Genomic DNA, 20,466 nt, shown 5'->3' on the forward strand with positions numbered 1-20,466 from the left:
GTTATAGTTTATCTTGTTTTATCGAATTTTCATATTGTCCTTGCTCTTGTCGAAAACGTACTCCAATACTTGGGCGTGACGTCTTTTTGAGCGTACGGCACTACCTGCAGCAGGTGCTCCGTAAAATCTTCGGGATGCCACTCGAAACTGTTTGGCTTCATCAAAGTGCATCAGCATGTGGGCCCATGCACCCATATTTCTAGGTTCCTCTTGCGCCCAGACCACATCATCCGCATTCTTATATTTTTTGATGATGCTTCGCATTTCTTTTGCAGGCAATGGGAACAATTGCTCCAAACGAACCAAAGCTACATCATCTCTATTAAGTTCTTCCCTTTTGTCGAGAAGATCGTAATAGAACTTACCTGTACAGAAGACCAAGGTTTTTACCTTATCCGCTTTGGCCGCTTCATCATCAATGAGCATTTGGAAACTTCCGTTGGCCATTTCTTCTTTGGTGGACACTACTTTGGGGTGGCGCAACAAACTCTTTGGCGTAAATACGACTAAAGGTTTACGAAACTTGGCCTTCATCTGTCTGCGGAACAAATGGAACAGGTTGGCCGGAGTGGTTACATCGGCAACGTACATATTGTCCTTGGCACAAAGCTGAAGATACCGCTCCATTCTGGCGGAAGAGTGCTCCGCACCTTGACCTTCATACCCGTGGGGCAACAACAGAACCAATCCGTTCTGCAGTTTCCATTTATCCTCAGCGGCGGAAAGATACTGATCTATGATGATTTGGGCCCCGTTGCTAAAATCCCCGAACTGCGCTTCCCAAATGGTGAGGGTGTTTGGACTTGCCATAGCGTAGCCATAATCAAAGCCCATAACGGCGTATTCTGATAGCAGGGAGTTGTAGATATGGAACTTCCCATTTTGGTTATCTCCCATTTCGTTCAACAACACCACTTCCTCTTCATGCATTTCGGTTTTGATGACAGCGTGGCGGTGCGAGAACGTTCCACGTTCCACATCTTGACCCGTCATTCGCACATCATAACCTTCCTCAATCAAGGATCCATAGGCCAATAATTCACCCATGGCCCAATCCAATTTGTTGTCCTTAAAGTACATTTCGTTGCGAGCTTCCACCAAACGCACCAATTTTCTGAGGAATTTTTTATCCTCGGGGAGTTTGGTGATGCTCTTGGCGACCTCATCCAACTTTTTAAGCTCATAGGTAGTGTCCATGGGTTTCAGCATCGCCTCTTCGGTGACCTGCTCAAATCCTTCCCACTCATCTTGCATGAAAGGGGTTATTCTGGTCTTCTCTATTTTACGGGAATCCAAAAGATTCTCCTCAAGATCGTTCTTGTATTTTTCTTCCAGTTCTTTTACGTAGTTTTCATCAATCACTCCTTCGGCAATCAATTTTTCGGCATAAATATCCCTCGGGTTTTTGTGCTTTGAGATGGATTTGTACAATAAGGGTTGGGTAAACTTAGGTTCGTCGCCCTCATTGTGACCATATTTTCTATAGCCCAACAAATCCAAGAAAATGTCCCGTTTGTAGCGCATCCTATATTCCAATGCAAAAGTTGTAGCATGAACCACGGCCTCGGCATCATCGGCATTTACGTGAAGTACGGGAGAAAGGGTCACTTTGCCCACATCGGTACAATAGGTTGATGACCTTGCATCCAAATAATTGGTGGTAAATCCAATTTGGTTGTTCACTACAATATGGATGGTACCTCCTGTGGTATATCCATCCAAACGCGCCATTTGAATTGTTTCGTAAACGACTCCCTGAGCAGCAAAAGCGGCATCACCATGAATCAAAATCGGCAATACCTCCGATATTTCCTCGCTATGGTCGCGGTCTTGCTTGGCCCTGGAAATCCCCTCAACAATAGCGTTTACGGTTTCCAAGTGCGATGGATTTGGGGCAATGTTCATATTGACCATTTTCCCCGAGTCGGTCTCACGTTTTGAGGTCCATCCCAAGTGATATTTTACGTCCCCATCAAAAATGGTTTCTTCGTAATCCTTTCCATCAAACTCGCTAAAGATGTCCTTTGGCGACTTTCCAAAAATGTTGGTAAGCACATTCAACCGCCCCCTGTGGGCCATACCCACAACGAATTGCTTTACACCCTTGTCAGCGGCTTTTTCAATAATCACATCCAAAGCAGGAATCAACGATTCGCCTCCTTCAAGGGAAAAACGTTTTTGCCCTACATATTTGGTGTGCAAAAACCCTTCGAATGAAACAGCCTCATTCAACTTTCTAAGGATGTTCTTTTTTTCTTCTGGTGTATAGTTTGGATGATTGTCGTTTACATTGAGCCAGTCCTGAATCCACTGGATGCGTTCCGGGGTGCGGATGTACATGTACTCCACACCGATGGAATCACAATAGATGCGCTCCAAATGCGCTATGATTTCCTTTAGGGAAGTGGAACCAATACCGAGAATTTTACCGGCATCAAAAACAGTATCCAAATCTTCTTGGGACAATCCAAAATTGGCAATGTCCAAGGTGGGTTCATACTTTCTACGGTCCCGTACAGGGTTTGTTTTGGTGAACAAGTGGCCCCGGGAACGGTACCCGTCAATCAAACGGATGACCTGAAACTCTTTTTGAAGGGTCTCCGGCATTTCCACTTTTTTCCCATTGGAAAGCACTGCCATTCCTGTTTGCCCGGATTCTATGCCCAAGTCCTCCAATGAACCCTCCAGACCGAAATCAAATCCCTGAAAAAAAGCCCTCCAACTGGGCTCAACACTATCAGGGTTCGTTAGGTATTTATCATACAGCTCCGCAAAAAATGAGGTATGCGCAGCATTTAAAAATGAATATTTGTCCATTATTCGTGTATTTCCAAAACTTTATGGAAAATTTTGTCAAAAATACGGGTTTTACGGTTTATACAAGAGGGTTTTAACCAAATTATTGTCTTAAAAAAAGATGATTTCACAACTAGGGGGCCTAACCCATCCTAAAACAACAATAATGGAATTATATGTCAATTTTCTAAAAAAAGCATACCTTGGATGCTTAGCCAAAACAACCAACCATGTCCACCTTAAAAAACCGCTACCTCTCCTTGGATGTCTTCAGGGGCTTAGACATTGCCTTAATGATCATCGTAAACTCCCCAGGCAACTGGGATACCACTTTTTCGCCCTTGCTTCATGCCAAATGGCATGGCTTCACGTTGACGGATCTAGTTTTCCCAACCTTTTTGTTCGTAGTGGGAAACTCGATGAGCTTCAGCATGAAAAAGTACGAAACCATGGGCAGTTCCGCATTTTTTAAGAAGGTGTTGAAGCGATTTGCCATCATCTTCTTACTGGGCTTTTTGGGATACTGGTTTCCATTTTTTGAAAATGGCCAACTAAAACCCTTGGCTGAAACCAGAATTTTTGGTGTATTGCAACGCATTGCCCTCTGTTATTTGTTTGCAAGCATCCTTTTACATTATGTGAAGACGAAAACGGCTATTATTTTCAGCATTGCCGCCTTGGTGCTTTATCATATTATATTGATTGCCTTTGGCGACCTCACCCTTACTGGAAATGCTGTGCTAAAACTGGATACCTGGCTCATTGGCCCCAATCACATGTACCATGGGGAGGGCATCGCTTTTGATCCCGAGGGATTGCTCAGCACCCTACCGGCCATAGTGAACGTGGTGGCAGGGTATCTCACGGGAAGATTCATCCAGAAAAATGGACAAAATTTTGAAACGGTTGCCAAATTAATGATGATGGGCTTTGCCCTTGTGGTTGCCGGATTGGCCTGGGATTTGTTGTTGCCCATCAACAAAAAACTATGGACAAGCTCCTTTGTATTGCTCACTAGCGGCATTGACCTATTCGCTATAGCCGTACTTGTGTATATTTTAGATATGCAGAAAGTAAAACGGTGGACCTACTTTTTTGAAGTTTTTGGCAAAAACCCCCTGTTCATCTATCTACTTTCCGAACTGTTTATCATCAGCTTATTTTCCATACCCGTTGAGGGAGGCTCATTGTATGGATGGATTGCCCAAAATGTATTTGTGGCCACCGCTGGCGGTTACATGGGTTCACTTTTATTTGCCCTTTGGATTATGTTTACTTGTTGGGTCGTGGGTTATTTTATGGACAAAAAAGGCATTTACGTGAAGGTGTAAGTCAAGCCTTATGAACTGTACTTGTTCTTGAACCACACTTTTTGCCATTCCCGTTTCAGCAGTAAAAAGGAAACTTCAGCAGCAATGTCGACGGCATCAGATGGAACAATCTTACGAACTTCACTTTCAGGAATGTCCACTACATACAACAAGTTTAGATATTGCTCGAATCTTTCCACAATTAGAACATATACCTTTTCATGTAAAATTGTTTTCAGTTCTTCAGGGGAAATGTCAGCAGTAAGTTTGATGGGCACATTGGCCAGTTCAAAATCCTTTTTAATTTGAAGCACCAATTCTTTGTAAAGCTGCTCCTTTTGGACCACCTCAAGCAATTGAAGACTATTGGTAAAGTTGGATAGCATATACTATTTACGAGAAAACCTACTCCAAAGGATCGGAAAAACTTCACGTATCATTCTTTATTGTTAAAATTCGGTCTACTCCAAAAATTGAGGCCAAGGTCAACGCCTCACCTTCTTCTCCCACTCCCAAGCGGACATCATGGCTTCGTCCAGGGTAGATTCCGCTTTCCAGCCCAGAACTCTATTGGCCTTCGCGGTATCAGCATACGCTTGTACAACATCACCTTCCCTTCTACCGACTACTTTATAGTTCAATTTTTGACCAGAAACACGTTCAAAACTTTGGATAACCTCCAAAACTGAGCTACCGGTTCCCGTTCCTAGATTAAAGACCTCATAATTTCCATCATTCTCACCATTGAGTAGACGCTGCAATGCCTTAACGTGGGCTTTGGCCAAATCCACCACATGGATATAATCCCGAATACAGGTTCCGTCTGCGGTAGGATAATCATCACCAAAAACAGATAATTGGTCACGCAACCCAATGCCTGCCTGGGTGATAAAAGGCACCAGATTCTGGGGAACCCCCAACGGAAGTTCTCCTATTTCGCCACTGGAATGGGCTCCTATCGGATTGAAATATCGCAGGGCAATGGCCTTTACATTTGGGGTTACTTTACACGTATCCCGAATAATTTCCTCACCCACTTGTTTTGTGTTTCCGTAAGGCGATTCAGCAGGCTTCACAGGTGCATTTTCGGTAATGGGGAGTTCATCGGCCTGGCCGTAGACGGTGCATGACGAACTGAATATAAAATTGGCATTTTCTTTTTTTGTCAACTCTTGAAGCAGGTATACCAGCACCCCAAGATTGTTCTCATAGTAAAGAAGCGGTTTTTCCACACTTTCCCCAACGGCTTTTGATGCCGCAAAATGGATGACACCAGCAACATCACTGTGCTTTTGGAAAAATGCTTTGACTTTGGGTTTATCCCGTAAATCAAATTCTTCAAAAATGGGTCTTTTTCCTGTTATGTTTTCAATGCCGTCCAAAACATCTATGGATGCGTTGGAGAGATTGTCCACCACAACCACTTCAAAACCTTCATTTTGCAATTCAACAACGGTATGGGAACCGATAAAACCCAAACCACCAGTTACGAGTATTTTCATTCTTATTTGTTTATAAAGTCAATGACCAAGTTGGCAATAAATTGAATCTGTTCATCATCCAACTCCGTGTGCATGGGTAGGGAAATCACCTGTTCCACCAATTGATTGGTAACTGGAAAATCCTCTTCATTGTAACGCTCGTCCGTATACGCCTTTTGCTTGTGCAAAGGAACGGGATAATATACTCCACAAGGAACGTTGTTATCTTGTAAATGTTGCACCAACCCATCCCGTTTACCATTGGTTATCTTAAGGGTATATTGGTGAAAAACATGACAATCGCAGGAGGCCTTTCCACCTTCGCAGACGCAGGTAATTTTAGGTGCCACAATATGGGCTTGCCCTTCAAAAGCCTTACTATATTTTGCTGCTGACTCCCAACGCTTCTTGTTGTACATATCCAATTTGGGGAGTTTTGCCCGTAAAACAGCAGCCTGGATAGAATCTAAACGTGAATTCACACCGACCACATCATGATAGTATCTTTTGTACATGCCATGGTTTACCATACCACGAATGGTATGGGCCAAATCATCATCATTGGTGAAAATAGCCCCACCATCACCATAACAGCCCAAATTCTTTGATGGAAAAAATGAGGTTGACGCTACATGACCAATGGTTCCTGCCTTTTGTTTCTTGCCATCCGCAGAGGTATAGGTGGCACCTATAGCCTGGGCATTGTCCTCAATGACATAGAGGTTGTGCTTTTCGGCCAGTTCCATAATGGCATCCATATTGGCGCATTGCCCAAACAAGTGAATCGGAACAATAGCCTTGGTCTTTGGCGTAATTGCCATTTCAATGGCCTTTATGTCTATATTAAATGTATCCGGTTCCACATCTACCAAAACCGGGGTCAAGTTCAACAACGCAATGACCTCAACCGTGGCCGCGAAGGTAAAATCAGCGGTGATCACCTCATCTCCGGGCTGTAAACCAAGCCCCATCATACAAATTTGAAGGGCATCGGTACCATTGGCACACGGAATCACATGTTTTACACCCAAGTATTCCTCCAATTCGCTTTGAAAAGCTTGCACATGGGGACCATTGATGAATGCCGAAGAATCCAAAATCTCTGCAATGGAGTCATTGACCTCGTTTTTTATACCTTCATATTGACCTTTTAAGTCAACCATCTGTATTTTTTTCATCCGAATAAATTATGCTGCAAAATTATGAAATAAAGATGCCATAATGCCCTATTGCCGAAAAATGTATTTTAGCGAAATATGATGTTGCTACGTTTTGTCTACACGATTCTGATAAAGCTATCTTGGTATGGCTTACATGTGATTGCCCTATTCAATCCCAAGATAAACCTGTTTGTCTCGGGCAGAAAAAAAACCTTTTCCGAGCTGAAAACCAAACTTCCCTCGGGCAGCAAATCCATTTGGATGCACGTGGCCTCGTTGGGTGAATTTGAACAGGGACTTCCCATTCTTGAACGTTTAAAATCTGCCTATCCGGAGTACAAAATCGTACTAACGTTTTTTTCTCCATCAGGATATGAAGTGAAGAAAAATACATCTGCTGCCGATGTAGTAGTATACCTCCCCATGGACACGCTATCCAATGCAGCATATTTCTTGGAAATTTTTAACCCCAAATTGGCCATCTTCATCAAATACGAAATATGGCCTAACTACCTTCACCACTTACGGCAAAGAAACATCCCCACCCTATTGGTATCCGGTCGTTTTTCCAAAAAACAGATTTATTTTAAATCTTTTGGCGGTTTTATGCGAAACAGTTTACGAGCCTTTTCCCATTTCTTCGTACAGGATGAAGGCTCAAAAGCACTGTTGGGGTCTATTGGTTTTAAAAACAGTACCGTTAGTGGCGATACACGTTTTGATCGGGTTTCTGAAATTTTGAAGCAGGACAACCATCTGGATTTCATGTCGAAATTTAAAGAAGATCTTTTTTGCTTAGTGGCTGGCAGCACTTGGCCGGAAGACGAGGAAATCTTGATTAATTTCATCAACGATGCCCCAGACTCCATCAAATTTGTCTTGGCCCCACATCAAATAAAACAGGCTCATATTGAGAATATCACCAAAGCCTTAACAAAAAAAACAGTCTGTTATACCCAATTAAAGGGTGAAGATGTATCTCTTTTCAATGTCCTTATTATTGATACTATTGGGCTTTTGACCAAGATTTATAGCTATGCCGATGTTGCTTATGTTGGCGGGGGCTTTGCCACTGGATTGCACAATACCTTGGAGCCTGCAGTGTTTGGTGTACCGGTCATCATCGGACCCCATTTTGAAGGGTTTAAGGAGGCGGAGGACCTTGTTGACGCAAAGGGTATTCTTCCCATCCACAACCAAGAAAGCTTTACCAGCATTATGAACAGTTTTTTGGCCAACCCAACATCCATAGCAAAAACTGGGAAAATCAACTCAGATTACATTGCCAATAATTTAGGAGCTACTATATTGATAATGGACCACATCAAAGAAATTCTCTAAATTTTAGTTAGCTTTAGCAAAATTGAGCCAACATGGACAAACGTATTTTTAGAATTTCTGTGACCGCTGCCTTAGCGGGTTTTTTATTTGGTTTTGATACCGTGGTCATCTCTGGGGCCAACCAACCCATTAAGGAAATTTGGGGCACCAATTGGTTTTTGGGGGATTCCATTTTCACCTTCCACGGAATTTTTATCATGTCCATGGCGCTTTGGGGCACTGTTTTGGGTTCACTTTTGGGTGGAATTCCCACTGATCGCTTGGGAAGAAAAAAGACTCTTTTCTGGATTGGAGTGCTCTATTTTGCATCAGCGGTAGGCTCAGCATTCGCACCAGAGGCCTATAGCTTTTCATTTTTCAGGTTTATTGGCGGGGTTGGTGTTGGCGCTTCATCCGTAGCCGCTCCTGTGTACATTTCAGAAATATCCACAGCCGAAAACCGAGGCAAGTTAACCGCTATGTACCAGTTCAATATTGTCTTTGGAATTTTAATTGCTTTTATTTCCAACTATTTAATAGGGGTCGTCTTTGATGAGAGCGTAGCTTGGAGATGGATGTTGGGCATTGAAGGCCTGCCCGCTTTGATCTATACCATATTGGTTTTCAAAATTCCGAATAGTCCAAGATGGCTTTTAATGAAAAACAGGGAAGAATCAGTGGTCATTCGTTCATTGACCTTATTGGGAATCGACACCGAACAAGCAACGGTGCATCTCACCAAAATAAAAATCGCCCTACAGGACACTACTGAAAAACACAAGGCCAACCTTTTTTCGGGCAAGTACAACAAAGCCTTGATACTGGCCTTTTTGATTGCATTTTTCAACCAGCTTTCCGGAATTAATTTTGTACTCTACTACGCCCCTGAAATTTTGGAGCGTGCCGGATTGGCCACGGGAGAATCGCTTTTCAGCTCTATTTCCATTGGTATCATCAACCTAATTTTCACGTTTGTTGGTATTTCCCTGATTGACAAATTGGGCCGAAAACAATTGATGTACATCGGCTCCATTGGCTATATTATTAGTTTGGCCATGGTAGGTTGGTGTTTTTATTCAGGAGCAAGTTCGGTGCTGTTGCTTATTTTCATTTTGATATTTATCGCCTCCCATGCCGTTGGACAAGGAGCGGTGATTTGGGTATTCATTTCAGAAATCTTCCCCAATAAAGTTAGGTCTTACGGCCAATCGTGGGGTACAGGAACCCATTGGGTATTTGCGGCATTAATCACTTTGTTGACCCCTACTTTTTTAGATTCAGAAATAGGGATCTTCAAGGACAATCCATGGCCTATTTTTATCTTTTTTGCCTTTATGATGGTTCTACAATTGCTTTGGGTCACTTTTATGATGCCCGAAACCAAAGGGATAAGTTTGGAAGAACTGGGCAAAATGTTGAGCAGTAAAAAAGGAAAGTCAAGTTAATTCCACCGCTACTCTAAAAATTCAACCTTTAATCGAATAACCCATTGGGTGTTAGGGCCAATAACTGAATAATTCCGTAAATTGGAGTAAATTACACTATTATGTCTGATGAAATTTCTTTTGGGAATAAACTTATGGTTGGGTTTTTGCGAATAATGGTCTTTGTCTTGATCGTTATCCTAATTGCGATACCCGTTTGTATTTTATTGGATTTTCTAGGTGTCTTGGAAGCGCTTGGACTGTCTTCTTAATAAAAGATGATTTCTTGTTCCCCCATTTTGTCCGTAATCAATTTAATGTAGGTGTCAATTGTCTTATCCACCTTGACCGTTTCAGCAACATCTAGGTCTCCCCGCCAAATCAGCTCTATTTCCTTACCATCGCAAATGCAATAGAGCGAAGTCTCCACGTGATAGATATTGAAAGAATCGTAGGCCTCAGGGTCATTGTAAATATCTTGATGTTCCAAATAGTCGGCACTGAACCGCTTGAACATTCTATCAATATTGTGTACCTTTTCTTTTAGGGTCCTTTTGTTTTCAACCCCCAACACCTTGGTAAACAAAATAGCATCAAAATCCTTATCCAACAATTGCTGCTCCACTTGGGCAATTTCCTCTTCAGACCTTTGCGCCGATGTAAACTCAACATCAAAAACATCAATACTGCGCATGGCTTCAATCTGTTTTTCAGACAACTTATCGACCAACTTGGTCTCAAACTCCATGCGAATATTCTCATCCTGTGCCAACCCCACCACCAAAACCTTGTGGGCATCAAAAAGTACGATATCCGGGTTTTTCCAGGTACTCACAAACTTCGTGGAGGAGCAACCTAGAAGAAGCAAAATGCCCCATGTAAGTATTCTTGATTTCATAAGGGTGAAGTTAAGGATTCAATAGCTAGGGATAGCGAAAAAACCATGGAAATGTATCCTTTTGCCATCCTGCCAATTGCCAGATTTTCCTTTTCATCTCAAAATTAGAGTAGCCAGGCCATCTAAAACATGACACAAGTCAGGTTTATATCTTCTACATCATTTTAAAAAATCTCCTTATTTAAGCACCTCTTAGCTTATTTTTTGAAATCAGAATGGTTATATTTAAAAAACAACAACAGAACACAACTTTGACTATGGACATTGTAATAGGTGTTGATATTGGCGGTACCAAAACCAAGATAGGACTGGTGGACCAAAACGGTGAATGTCTTGAGCAGACTTTTTTTAGAACAAAAGATTTTCCAAATCTCAACGACTATTTAGACCAGATCAAGAAAATGTCAGATGGGCTTATACAAAAGTTAGGAAAAGAGGTAAACGTTTTGGGATGTGGTATTGGTGCCCCCAACGCATCCAGCAAGAATGGAACCATAGAAAATGCCAGTAATCTGGTCTGGAAAGAAAGCGTACCCATTATTAAAAAACTAAAGGAACGGATGCCCATGCCCATGCGTATTATGAACGATGCCAGTGCCGCGGCTTTGGGTGAAATGCTCTTTGGAGGTGCCAAAAACATGACCGATTTTATCGTAATTACCTTGGGAACGGGTTTCGGGGCCGGTATTGTAGCCAATGGCAAATTAATTGACGGATATGATGGTTTTGCCGGCGAACTGGGCCATGTAGACATGACTTTGGGAGATGGCAGGCTTACCGGGCTTGGGGTACGGGGTGGATTGGAGGCCTATGTATCGGCCACTGGCCTTAAACGCACCATATTGTACATGTTGAGCAAATATATGGTCGATAGTAGGTTTAGGGAAGTCTCTTACAACGACCTACACGGGGAGGATATTACCAAGGCTGCCGAAGAGGGTGATGAGATTGCCTTAAAGGCTTTTGACTATACTGCAAGAATCATGGGGTTGGCCTTGGCCAACTTTACGGCTTTCACCCAACCAGAGGCGTTCATTTTAATGGGCGGACTCACCAATAGCGGAAAGTGGATCATGGAGCCTTTGGAACGCTATTTCAACGCCAACCTTTTAGAAGTCTATAAGGGCAAAGTAAAATTGATGTATTCTGAAATGGAAGGTAAAACAGCTGCCATCTGTGGTGCCGCTGCATTAATTTGGGAAAATCAAAAAGAGCATGGAATTACGTCTTCCAGCCTTGGTCAATAAACCCACTTTCCTGCAATTTTCTATATTCAAGCGTTTTGCAACACCCCTTGTTTTCAAAAAACCTTTTTAAACTGGATTAAACTGATTTTGCATACCAAAATAACTATTGAGCGACTATCCTTTACTCTGGTAAAATCACTTCCAGGTCCATTCAATCTACACAAAGTTGACACCCGTCAGGTCTCAAAACTATGGAACTATCCATTTCCTAGAGGCACAGCTGACAATTATCATGTTTTATTCTGGCCTCACTACCTAATTTTGGTCGCATAATAATATGGTATGAGCTATGTGTGGATTAGTACAAAAATATAATGTGCCAGGCCCTAGGTACACCAGTTATCCAACAGTTCCGTATTGGGATTTGAAAAATTTTTCGGGCAAGTCCTGGCAATCGACAGTATTGAAGACGTTTCAGACAAATCCCAAAGAAGGGATAAGCCTGTATATACATTTGCCCTTTTGTGATAGTATGTGCACCTTTTGTGGATGCCACAAACGCATCACCAAGAGACATGATCTGGAGGCTCCGTACATCAACAGTGTTCTAAAGGAATGGAAGTTATATGTTGATTTATTGGGCACTAAGCCAGTTATTAAAGAACTCCATTTAGGTGGGGGAACGCCAACCTTTTTCTCTCCAGAACATTTACAGTTATTGATAGAGGGAATTCTACTTCACGGCAAAAAGGCAGAAGATGCACAATTCAGTTTTGAAGGACATCCGAACAATACGACCAAAGCACATCTACAGGCCCTTTTTGAAGTAGGGTTCAGAAGGGTCTGTTTTGGTGTGCAAGACTACAACATGACCGTACAACGGGCCATAAATCGAATTCAGCCCTTTGAAAATGTGAAAAACGTTACGGAATGGGCCAAAGAAATCGGTTATACTTCTGTTGGGCACGACATCATCTACGGACTGCCTTTTCAAGATTGTTGCCATGTGGAGGAAACCCTTAAAAAGACCAATGCCTTGCGCCCAGACCGAATTGCTTTTTACAGTTACGCCCATGTTCCTTGGCTAAAGGGTAATGGACAGCGAGGTTATAAAGAAGCTGATCTGCCTTCCTCAGTGGAGAAAAAAGCTCAGTATGAAATGGGAAAAAGAATGCTTAGGGATTATGGATATAACGATGTGGGCATGGACCATTTTGCCCTTCCCACCGATGACCTGTATATAGCATTGACCCGTGGAACCCTGCACAGAAACTTTATGGGGTATACCGCATCGAAGACTCAATTAATGATTGGCTTGGGAGTATCGAGTATAAGCGATAGTTGGTATGGGTTTGCCCAAAATGTAAAAAGTCTGGAGGAGTACGAACATTTGGTATCGGATGGAGTTATTCCTATTTTTAGGGGACACATACTTAATGAAGAGGATGAAATCATAAGAAGGCATATTCTTAACTTAATGTGCCGATTTCAAACCACTTGGAAAAAGAGAGAAGCCCAAGTCGTCGATTTTCAGGGTATTATCCAAAACCTATCCGAAATGAAATCAGATGGCTTAGTAGAAATTGATGAGAATCAGATTTCCGTAACTGAAAAAGGCAGGCCTTTTGTGAGAAACATCAGCATGGCCTTTGACTTGAAACTACTCCGGAAGAAACCGGAAACCCGAATATTTTCCATGACCGTTTAACCTAAAAAAACAAGCAAATGAAAAATATAATTGTACCGGTAGATTTTTCAGAACAATCTGAAAACGCACTAAAAGTAGCTGCAGGCTTGGCCAAAGAAAACAAAGCCGAGTTGTTGGTGCTCCATATGCTGGAACTTTCACCAGCAATAATGAGCGATTCCGGCTATGTATCCCAAGAACAAGTTGTGCATTTGATCAAAATCGGTGAAAAACGCTTCGCCGACTTTTTGGACAAACCCTATTTAAAAGATATCAAAATCGTTCCAGTTATTAAACACTACAAAGTGTTCAGTGAGGTAAACGAAGTGGCCGAAAAGCACAACGCCGACCTCGTAGTGATGGGTTCCCATGGCACTGATGGACTCCAAGAAATCTTTATTGGGTCCAATACTGAAAGGGTTGTCCGTAACTCCGATGTCCCCGTGTTGGTCATAAAGGGTGGAATAGACAAGTTTAATCCTAAAAACTTCGTGTTTGCCTGTGATTTTTCAGAGGAAAACATTCCTGCGCTTAAAAAAGCCATAGAAATGGCCGAGCTGCTCAAGGCCAAATTGCAATTGATATATGTGAACACGCCTGGAGATGAGTTTCTGAGCACCGAGGACACCTATGCGAAAGTTTCCAAATTCCTGGATGTTGCCCAACTGGGACTAGCAGTCGAAATTTATAATGACTATACTGTTGAAAAAGGTGTACTCAACTACTGTGACAAAGTATCTGCTGACCTTGTCGGTATACCCACACACGGAAGAAAAGGTTTGTCCCATTTCTTTATGGGAAGTATAGGCGAGGATATTGCCAACCATTCCAACATTCCGGTAATGACCTTTAAAATTTAATGGGTTGCATTTTTTTTGATTGGTTTCGTGCAACTCAAAAAAGGGGAAGTAGAACATACTACTTCCCCTTTTTAGTTTATCGTAACAACCAAGAGAATACTCGAAATTGATGAATAGCCTCCCTGAAATTATTTTTCACAAATCAACGATTGGCCATTCTTATTGTTTTCATTTTAAACTGATTTAAGGTTGATGGCATTCTATGGTGGCTGTCATTGAGTCCGAAGGCATAGGCTTGGGCGACACATAGGGAATACCCAATCCCAACCCGCGTACAATGAACAAAATACCAATGAGCACCACAAATACGGGAATCAGTTTCTGAATTTTAAATTTGATGGAATTACTGAACATTCCTTTGGAAAAGGCCGCTAACGACATTAAGGGTATGGTCCCCATTCCAAAGAGCATCATGTAAAATCCGCCTTGCAAGGGAGAGCCCAGCGCAATCGCTCCCAACAAGGCCATATATACCAATCCACAGGGTAAAAATCCGTTCAAAAAGCCAATCGTCAAGAAAGCGTCAGGTGTCTTTTTTTTGAGTTCTCCCCCTAATTTGGATTTCACCTTTCCCAGAATGGAATAAATAGGTTTCAAAAAACGATGTCCGTTCAAATGTTTTGCGGGAATCAAAACCAACACAATCATGATGGTTCCAATGGCTATGGACAGCTTTTGTTGCATCCCAAAAAGGGAAAGTCCTTTTCCCAAAAAACCAAAGAGCACCCCAATGATGCCATAGGCTAATAATCGACCTGCATGATAGATAAAAAGTTGGCCTGTCTTTTTTAGAGTGTTTCCATGGTCCAAAGGCAGCATAAATGCAATAGGGCCGCACATGCCCAAGCAGTGCAAGCTTCCCAATGCTCCCAGAACCACAGCGGACGTCATCATAATCTAATACACTAATTTTTCTTTGTGGAAAAAGGACTTACCTTCATACTGCCATTTTACAGTAATGTCCCAGCGACCGCCCACCAAGCGATTGTCAGGTATGAGCAAATGTGTTTTGGACAAACTTATAGGAAAGTCAGTATCCAAATGCTTGTTGGACGGTCTATAAAGGGACACTATACCCGTAATTTTTTCTGGCTCAAAACGCTCCGGGAAGCTAATGGTCAATCCCTTTTCGGATTTTTCCACTTTTAAGTTCGCGTTGAATTCATTTGCGGTTTTGGAGGCATCAATATCTTGCTGATAGGTCAACTCCTTTTTGTAATACTCCTCGGTCACCAAATCATGGTTGGCCCTATCATCAGTACTCATTCTATACACAAAGTATAGGATGAAGGTGATGAAACCTATAAACGCCAACACGATTCCTGTTCCCCAATTTATTTTCATTTTTTATTGTTTTAAGTGTAATTAGTCAATAATTCTTTTCATCCTATTTTTGCTGCTTTCTCTTGTCTCTTGTCTCTTGTTCAATATCTAATTATAACTCCTGGGGGCCAAAAACTGTGTTACCGTTGTTTCTATGAGCTTGTCACCACTGTACACCCCAATTTTCAATTTATCCTTGTCTCCTGTCAATGCTGAACTGTTGATCTCTATGAACAAAGTTCCCTCCGTCAGTTCCTCAGCACGAACTGTAAATTGATCTTGTGATACCATTTTGATTTCCCCCTTGTGCGACATCAGCTTAAAGGACACATTCTCGATATCCTTGGTCGTCTTGTTCACCAATTTATAAGTGTAAACGTTACTGATGATATTGTTTTCTTTTCGTTCATACAATTGCCCGGGCAATCGTAAAATATTGGCCTCCACTTCATTTCTAAGGAACAACATTCCTATTAATATTCCGGTCAACACCGCAAGTACCGCTGTATATCCTTTCATGCGGGGTGTAAACTTGAACTTTTCCTTTTTGGTAATTTCCGCCTCACTTGCATAGCGAATCAACCCTCTGGGTTTATCGATACTGTCCATGATGTGGTCGCACTCATCAATGCAAGCGGTACAGTTTACACATTCCAGCTGGGTTCCATTACGGATGTCAATCCCTGTAGGACAAACATTCACGCACTGAAAACAATCAATACAATCGCCAAAGCCCAAGGCCTCCCTATCTTCATTCTTCCTGAACTTTTTACGGCCATTTTCCGCTTCTCCCCGTTTATGGTCGTAGGCCACAACGATGGATTTTTCATCCAGCAACACCCCTTGCAATCTTCCATAAGGGCAGGCAATGATGCAGACCTGCTCCCGAAACCAGGCAAAGATGAAATAGAAGACCGCAGTAAAAATCAGTAGGGGCACCATGGTTCCCAAGTGTGCCATAGGTCCATCGGTAACGTATTGAATCAACTTATCGCTCCCAATCAAATAGGCCAAGAACACATTGGCAATCAAAAAGGAGATGATAAAAAAGATGATCCACTTGGTCACCCGTTTTCGAATCTTCTCGCCGTTCCAAGGTGCTTTTTTCAAACGCATTTGGGCGCCACGATCACCATCAATCCAATATTCTATCCTTCGGAACACCATTTCCAAAAAGATGGTCTGCGGACATATCCATCCACAAAAAATACGGCCGTAGGCTACGGTAAACAAAGCAACAAAGATGACCCCAATGATCATAGAAATGACCACAAGATGAAAATCCTGGGGCCAAAAAGGAAGTGCAAAGATGTTGAAACGACGTTCCAGCACATTGAACATTAAAAATTGATGCCCATTGATCTTTACAAAGGGAGCCGCAACCAAAAACAGTAACAGCGCGTAGCTCACATATTTTCGATAGTCGTAATATCTACCACTGGGCTTCTTTGGAAAAATCCAATTTCGCTTTCCTTCTTGTGTAATCGTGCCTATGGAATCCCTAAAATTCTCTTCCATCTAAATTAATTCATCATTTCATACGCTACCATAGACGACCCCAAAAGGACTAATTCATGGTTACTTCCGTTGAATCAGAAACCTGCTCCGCAGGCGGGGTTTCCAATTCGGTTTGCTCTGGCTCATCCGGTGTATCGGGGTCAACCCAAATTTCACCTTCGGGCGCCTTTGGATTGGCCGGCGTGGTTCCTCCCAATGAAATCACGTAACTGGAAACTTGCGCAATTTCAGCGGGTTTAAAGTTCTGTTTCCAAGCTACCATACCCTTACCAGCTCTGCCTCCTTCGGAAATAGTGCTGAAAACATTTTTAATGCCTCCACCCAAAATCCAGTATTCATCGGTTAGGTTTGGGCCAATTCCGCCGCCGCCATCAGCCATGTGACAAACCACACAGTTGGCCGCAAAAATCTTTTCCCCTGCAGCCAAGTCGGCCGGGTCTGACAAATATTCAACCGTGCTGGCATCCACCAAATCTTTGGCTGTTCTTTTATACTCCTCAATGGCTTTCTGAGCTGCCGCTACTTCTTGCTCATACTCTTCGGCTTGTGTATATTCTCCAATAACATGGAAGCGCACCAAATACACTACACTAAAGACAATGGTAGCGTAGAAGAGATAAACCCACCATGGAGGGAGTACGTTGTCCAACTCACGAATACCATCGTAATTATGGTCCATAATGATTTCCTCCTCTCGCTCAATGGGTTTCGTTCTTGTTAGACGTTTCATAAGGTTTTTGGCCCAAGTCCATTTGAACTTCTGATTTTTAGCGGCCAAATAACGCTCCTTGCTTTCTTCAGAAAGGGTCTGGAACATGATATTCTCAATGGAACCCAAAATGAGTTCTATGGCAATAAGAATCATCAACACCAACAGCATAAAAAACTGAGTAATGGGGTATTCTATAATGGCCGGTTTATCACCAGAATCCACAAAGTATTCCATTAATCCGAAGATTAAGAAAAACAGTACGGGTACGCGTATCCACCAGGGTGTTTTTGTGCTCATAATATTATAGTTTGTGGTGTTGATCGTTGTCCAATGGTAATTCGCCCATTTCTTTTATATGTGCTTTTGATGCAGTAAAAACCCACCAAAAAAGAAGCACGAAGAATATGAAGAAAATCATTAAGGAAATCATGGGGTAGTTGGCCACGCCTTCAATGGTTTCCATATGGTTCTTTACAAATTTCAACATGGTTGTATTAGATTATAGAGTCAAGAATGAAGACATAAGACTTTAAAGTCATTTTAATTTTAGTCCTGTTTCTTGACTCTTGATTCATGATTTCTTTTTACTCTTTATTTTCTGATAACAGTTCACCTGTTTCCTTAATCTTTATATCCGTACCCAACCGCTGTAGGTAGGCAATCAATGACACAATCTCACGATCACGCATTTCTACAAATTCCAATCCGTTTTCTTCCGCATATTTCTTGTCAGCTTCATACGTTTTTACAAACTCGGGGTCGGTATACAGATTCTCTTCTATCTGCTGAGCCTGTTCTGCCATGGACTGTGTTGCATTGGCTATGTCCTCATCAGAATACGGCACGCCCAATTTTACCATGGCCCGCATTTTAGCCTGAACTCCACTGCGATCATGCTCGTTTCGAACCAACCATTGATAGGCTGGCATAATGGAACCTGCCGAGGTACTTTGAGGATCATACATGTGGTTTAAGTGCCAATTATCTGAATATTTACCTCCAACCCGAAGCAAGTCAGGGCCAGTACGTTTACTACCCCATAGAAACGGGTGGTCGTAGACAAACTCTCCTGCCTTGGCGTATTCACCATAGCGCTCTACTTCACTTCGGAATGGTCTGATCATTTGCGAGTGACATCCCACACAACCTTCACGGATATACAAGTCCCTGCCTTCCAATTCAAGTGGCGTATACGGTTTTACACTGGTAATGGTGGGAATGTTTGATTTTACCAAAATGGTGGGGACTATCTGAACCACCCCTCCAATAAGAATGGCTATTGTGGCCAAAATGGTCAATTGTACCGGTTTTCTTTCCAACCAATTGTGGAAGGTCTCCCCTGCCACCCGTCTTTTGGCTACCCTTGCCAAAGCTGGGGCTTCTGCCAATTCATCTTCCACTTTGCTTCCTGAACGAATGGTCATCACAATATTGTAAAGTAGCACGAACATGCCCAGAATGTATAAACTGCCTCCAATCGCCCGCATCCAGTACATAGGAATGATTTGGGTCACTGTTTCCAAGAAGTTACCATATACCAAGGTTCCATCTGGGTTGAATTCCTTCCACATTAAGGCTTGGGTAAACCCGGCGACGTACATGGGAAGCGCGTAGAGCACAATACCCAAAGTACCGATCCAAAAATGGAAGTTTGCCAATCCTTTTGAATATAGATTGGTTTTGAACATTCGCGGTACCAACCAATAGACCATACCAAATGTTAGGAAACCGTTCCATGCCAAAGCACCAACGTGCACGTGGGCAATGATCCAGTCACTAAAGTGGGCAATGGCGTTTACGTTTTTCAATGAAAGCATGGGTCCTTCAAACGTGGCCATACCATAACCGGTAATGGCAACCACCATGAATTTTAAGGTAGCATCGGTACGGACTTTGTCCCAAACACCCCTAAGCGTTAATAATCCATTGATCATACCGCCCCAAGATGGTGCTATCAACATAATGGAGAAAACCACACCTAGATTTTGTGCCCAATCAGGTAACGAAGAATACAATAAGTGGTGGGGTCCAGCCCAGATATAAATAAAAATCAATGACCAAAAGTGCACAATGGACAATCGATAAGAATAAATAGGTCTGTTGGCAGCTTTGGGCACAAAATAGTACATCAGTCCCAAGAATGGTGTGGTCAAGAAAAACGCCACGGCATTGTGGCCATACCACCACTGCACCAAGGCATCTTGTACCCCTGCATAAACCGAGTAGCTTTTTAAAGCTGTTACTGGAAGCTCCAAGCTATTAAAAATATGCAGTACCGCTACGGTAACAAAAGTGGCCAAATAGAACCAAACAGCCACGTAGAGGTGTCGCTGTCTCCGTTTTAAAATGGTTCCGATCATGTTCCAACCAAAGACTACCCAAACCACGGCAATGGCCAAATCTATGGGCCACTCCAATTCAGCATATTCTTTGGATGTAGTGTACCCCAACGGCAAGGTAATGGCCGCAGCCACAATGATCAATTGCCATCCCCAGAAATTGATGTTACTAAGCACATCGCTGAACATCCGGGCCTTTAGCAATCGCTGAAGAGAATAATACACCCCGGCAAAAATGGCGTTACCCACAAAGGCAAAGATGACCGCATTGGTATGTAAGGGTCGCAAGCGACCAAAACTTAACCATGAAATGCCATCCGTAATATTGGGGAATAAAAACATAAAGGCCAGCAAAAGGCCAACCGACATACCTACAATACCCCAGAGCATGGTGGCGTATAGGAACTTTTGAACGATTTTGTTATCGTAGTGGAACTGTTGAATTTCCATA

Annotated in this window: 17 protein-coding genes; 6 read left to right on the top strand and 11 right to left on the bottom strand. The window is 42.5% G+C overall.

Annotated features, from left to right (window positions below):
• Positions 1 to 18: 18 nt before the first annotated feature.
• On the bottom strand, positions 19 to 2,817 hold the full coding sequence (locus ACFOWS_RS01765; RefSeq protein WP_379762208.1) for a 2-oxoglutarate dehydrogenase E1 component: 2,799 nt from the start codon (positions 2,815 to 2,817) through the stop codon (positions 19 to 21).
• A 209-nt stretch (positions 2,818 to 3,026) separates the two neighbouring features.
• On the opposite strand from ACFOWS_RS01765, the gene ACFOWS_RS01770 reads away from it, so the two are divergent.
• The gene (locus tag ACFOWS_RS01770) at positions 3,027 to 4,127 is read left to right on the top strand and encodes an acyltransferase family protein (protein WP_379762209.1); all 1,101 of its coding nucleotides are present in this window, start codon (positions 3,027 to 3,029) and stop codon (positions 4,125 to 4,127) included.
• Positions 4,128 to 4,135: 8 nt separating this feature from the next.
• On the opposite strand, the gene ACFOWS_RS01775 is transcribed toward ACFOWS_RS01770, so the two are convergent.
• From ACFOWS_RS01775 to ACFOWS_RS01785, 3 genes are all read right to left on the bottom strand, one after another.
• Positions 4,136 to 4,492, bottom strand: a complete 357-nt coding sequence (locus tag ACFOWS_RS01775) for a hypothetical protein (protein ID WP_379762210.1) — start codon at positions 4,490 to 4,492, stop codon at positions 4,136 to 4,138.
• Between the two features lie 99 nt (positions 4,493 to 4,591).
• Complete coding sequence (gene galE / locus ACFOWS_RS01780) at positions 4,592 to 5,608, bottom strand: UDP-glucose 4-epimerase GalE (protein ID WP_379762211.1); 1,017 nt, start codon at positions 5,606 to 5,608, stop codon at positions 4,592 to 4,594.
• 2 nt (positions 5,609 to 5,610) lie between these two features.
• Complete coding sequence (locus ACFOWS_RS01785; RefSeq protein WP_379762212.1) at positions 5,611 to 6,765, bottom strand: DegT/DnrJ/EryC1/StrS family aminotransferase; 1,155 nt, start codon at positions 6,763 to 6,765, stop codon at positions 5,611 to 5,613.
• Positions 6,766 to 6,843: 78 nt separating this feature from the next.
• On the opposite strand from ACFOWS_RS01785, the gene ACFOWS_RS01790 reads away from it, so the two are divergent.
• Entirely contained in the window at positions 6,844 to 8,088 is a 1,245-nt protein-coding gene (locus tag ACFOWS_RS01790) for a 3-deoxy-D-manno-octulosonic acid transferase (protein ID WP_379762213.1), read from the top strand.
• Positions 8,089 to 8,120: 32 nt separating this feature from the next.
• Positions 8,121 to 9,512: a sugar porter family MFS transporter gene (locus ACFOWS_RS01795; RefSeq protein WP_379762214.1), complete on the top strand. Its 1,392-nt coding sequence runs from the start codon at positions 8,121 to 8,123 to the stop codon at positions 9,510 to 9,512.
• A gap of 247 nt (positions 9,513 to 9,759) precedes the next feature.
• Here the strand turns inward: ACFOWS_RS01795 and ACFOWS_RS01800 are convergent, their stop codons facing one another.
• Complete coding sequence (locus ACFOWS_RS01800) at positions 9,760 to 10,389, bottom strand: hypothetical protein (RefSeq protein WP_379762215.1); 630 nt, start codon at positions 10,387 to 10,389, stop codon at positions 9,760 to 9,762.
• Positions 10,390 to 10,646: 257 nt separating this feature from the next.
• Here ACFOWS_RS01800 and ACFOWS_RS01805 point away from each other — a divergent pair, with 257 nt between their 5' ends.
• The 3 genes from ACFOWS_RS01805 to ACFOWS_RS01815 all read left to right on the top strand — a co-directional run bounded on the left by ACFOWS_RS01805 (position 10,647) and on the right by ACFOWS_RS01815 (position 14,123).
• Positions 10,647 to 11,636, top strand: a complete 990-nt coding sequence (locus tag ACFOWS_RS01805) for an ROK family protein (protein WP_379762216.1) — start codon at positions 10,647 to 10,649, stop codon at positions 11,634 to 11,636.
• Positions 11,637 to 11,925: 289 nt separating this feature from the next.
• The gene (gene hemN, locus ACFOWS_RS01810) at positions 11,926 to 13,284 is read left to right on the top strand and encodes an oxygen-independent coproporphyrinogen III oxidase (RefSeq protein ID WP_379762218.1); all 1,359 of its coding nucleotides are present in this window, start codon (positions 11,926 to 11,928) and stop codon (positions 13,282 to 13,284) included.
• Between the two features lie 17 nt (positions 13,285 to 13,301).
• Positions 13,302 to 14,123: a universal stress protein gene (locus ACFOWS_RS01815; RefSeq protein WP_379762219.1), complete on the top strand. Its 822-nt coding sequence runs from the start codon at positions 13,302 to 13,304 to the stop codon at positions 14,121 to 14,123.
• A gap of 183 nt (positions 14,124 to 14,306) precedes the next feature.
• On the opposite strand, the gene ACFOWS_RS01820 is transcribed toward ACFOWS_RS01815, so the two are convergent.
• The 6 genes from ACFOWS_RS01820 to ccoN form a co-directional block, all read right to left on the bottom strand.
• Positions 14,307 to 15,017 carry a sulfite exporter TauE/SafE family protein gene (locus tag ACFOWS_RS01820; RefSeq protein ID WP_379762220.1) on the bottom strand — a complete coding sequence of 237 codons (711 nt, stop codon included), beginning with the start codon at positions 15,015 to 15,017 and terminating at the stop codon, positions 14,307 to 14,309.
• Between the two features lie 3 nt (positions 15,018 to 15,020).
• Positions 15,021 to 15,467: a FixH family protein gene (locus ACFOWS_RS01825; RefSeq protein ID WP_366585184.1), complete on the bottom strand. Its 447-nt coding sequence runs from the start codon at positions 15,465 to 15,467 to the stop codon at positions 15,021 to 15,023.
• Positions 15,468 to 15,554: 87 nt separating this feature from the next.
• Entirely contained in the window at positions 15,555 to 16,964 is a 1,410-nt protein-coding gene (gene ccoG, locus ACFOWS_RS01830) for a cytochrome c oxidase accessory protein CcoG (protein WP_379762221.1), read from the bottom strand.
• Between the two features lie 49 nt (positions 16,965 to 17,013).
• Positions 17,014 to 17,973, bottom strand: coding sequence for a cbb3-type cytochrome c oxidase N-terminal domain-containing protein (locus tag ACFOWS_RS01835; protein ID WP_379762222.1), 960 nt, complete (start codon positions 17,971 to 17,973; stop codon positions 17,014 to 17,016).
• A 4-nt stretch (positions 17,974 to 17,977) separates the two neighbouring features.
• Positions 17,978 to 18,163 (bottom strand): CcoQ/FixQ family Cbb3-type cytochrome c oxidase assembly chaperone, encoded by a 186-nt coding sequence (locus ACFOWS_RS01840; RefSeq protein WP_366585190.1) that lies wholly within the window; start codon positions 18,161 to 18,163, stop codon positions 17,978 to 17,980.
• Between the two features lie 97 nt (positions 18,164 to 18,260).
• Positions 18,261 to 20,465, bottom strand: coding sequence for a cytochrome-c oxidase, cbb3-type subunit I (gene ccoN / locus ACFOWS_RS01845; RefSeq protein ID WP_379762223.1), 2,205 nt, complete (start codon positions 20,463 to 20,465; stop codon positions 18,261 to 18,263).
• Position 20,466: the final 1 nt, after the last annotated feature.

Origin of the sequence: Flagellimonas marina, assembly GCF_042651185.1 — a bacterium.
GTDB lineage: Bacteria > Bacteroidota > Bacteroidia > Flavobacteriales > Flavobacteriaceae > Flagellimonas > Flagellimonas marina.

Bases quoted from the DNA above. Each gene is read 5' to 3' on its own strand.
- ACFOWS_RS01835 (WP_379762222.1), bottom strand. From the start codon at position 17,973: ATGAGCACAAAAACACCCTGGTGGATACGCGTACCCGTACTGTTTTTC.
- ccoN (WP_379762223.1), bottom strand. From the start codon at position 20,465: ATGGAAATTCAACAGTTCCACTACGATAACAAAATCGTTCAAAAGTTC.
- ccoG (WP_379762221.1), bottom strand. From the start codon at position 16,964: ATGGAAGAGAATTTTAGGGATTCCATAGGCACGATTACACAAGAAGGA.
- ACFOWS_RS01770 (WP_379762209.1), top strand. From the start codon at position 3,027: ATGTCCACCTTAAAAAACCGCTACCTCTCCTTGGATGTCTTCAGGGGC.
- ACFOWS_RS01840 (WP_366585190.1), bottom strand. From the start codon at position 18,163: ATGTTGAAATTTGTAAAGAACCATATGGAAACCATTGAAGGCGTGGCC.
- galE (WP_379762211.1), bottom strand. From the start codon at position 5,608: ATGAAAATACTCGTAACTGGTGGTTTGGGTTTTATCGGTTCCCATACC.
- hemN (WP_379762218.1), top strand. From the start codon at position 11,926: ATGTGTGGATTAGTACAAAAATATAATGTGCCAGGCCCTAGGTACACC.
- ACFOWS_RS01800 (WP_379762215.1), bottom strand. From the start codon at position 10,389: ATGAAATCAAGAATACTTACATGGGGCATTTTGCTTCTTCTAGGTTGC.
- ACFOWS_RS01805 (WP_379762216.1), top strand. From the start codon at position 10,647: ATGGACATTGTAATAGGTGTTGATATTGGCGGTACCAAAACCAAGATA.
- ACFOWS_RS01785 (WP_379762212.1), bottom strand. From the start codon at position 6,765: ATGAAAAAAATACAGATGGTTGACTTAAAAGGTCAATATGAAGGTATA.
- ACFOWS_RS01825 (WP_366585184.1), bottom strand. From the start codon at position 15,467: ATGAAAATAAATTGGGGAACAGGAATCGTGTTGGCGTTTATAGGTTTC.
- ACFOWS_RS01815 (WP_379762219.1), top strand. From the start codon at position 13,302: ATGAAAAATATAATTGTACCGGTAGATTTTTCAGAACAATCTGAAAAC.
- ACFOWS_RS01765 (WP_379762208.1), bottom strand. From the start codon at position 2,817: ATGGACAAATATTCATTTTTAAATGCTGCGCATACCTCATTTTTTGCG.
- ACFOWS_RS01820 (WP_379762220.1), bottom strand. From the start codon at position 15,017: ATGATGACGTCCGCTGTGGTTCTGGGAGCATTGGGAAGCTTGCACTGC.
- ACFOWS_RS01775 (WP_379762210.1), bottom strand. From the start codon at position 4,492: ATGCTATCCAACTTTACCAATAGTCTTCAATTGCTTGAGGTGGTCCAA.
- ACFOWS_RS01790 (WP_379762213.1), top strand. From the start codon at position 6,844: ATGATGTTGCTACGTTTTGTCTACACGATTCTGATAAAGCTATCTTGG.
- ACFOWS_RS01795 (WP_379762214.1), top strand. From the start codon at position 8,121: ATGGACAAACGTATTTTTAGAATTTCTGTGACCGCTGCCTTAGCGGGT.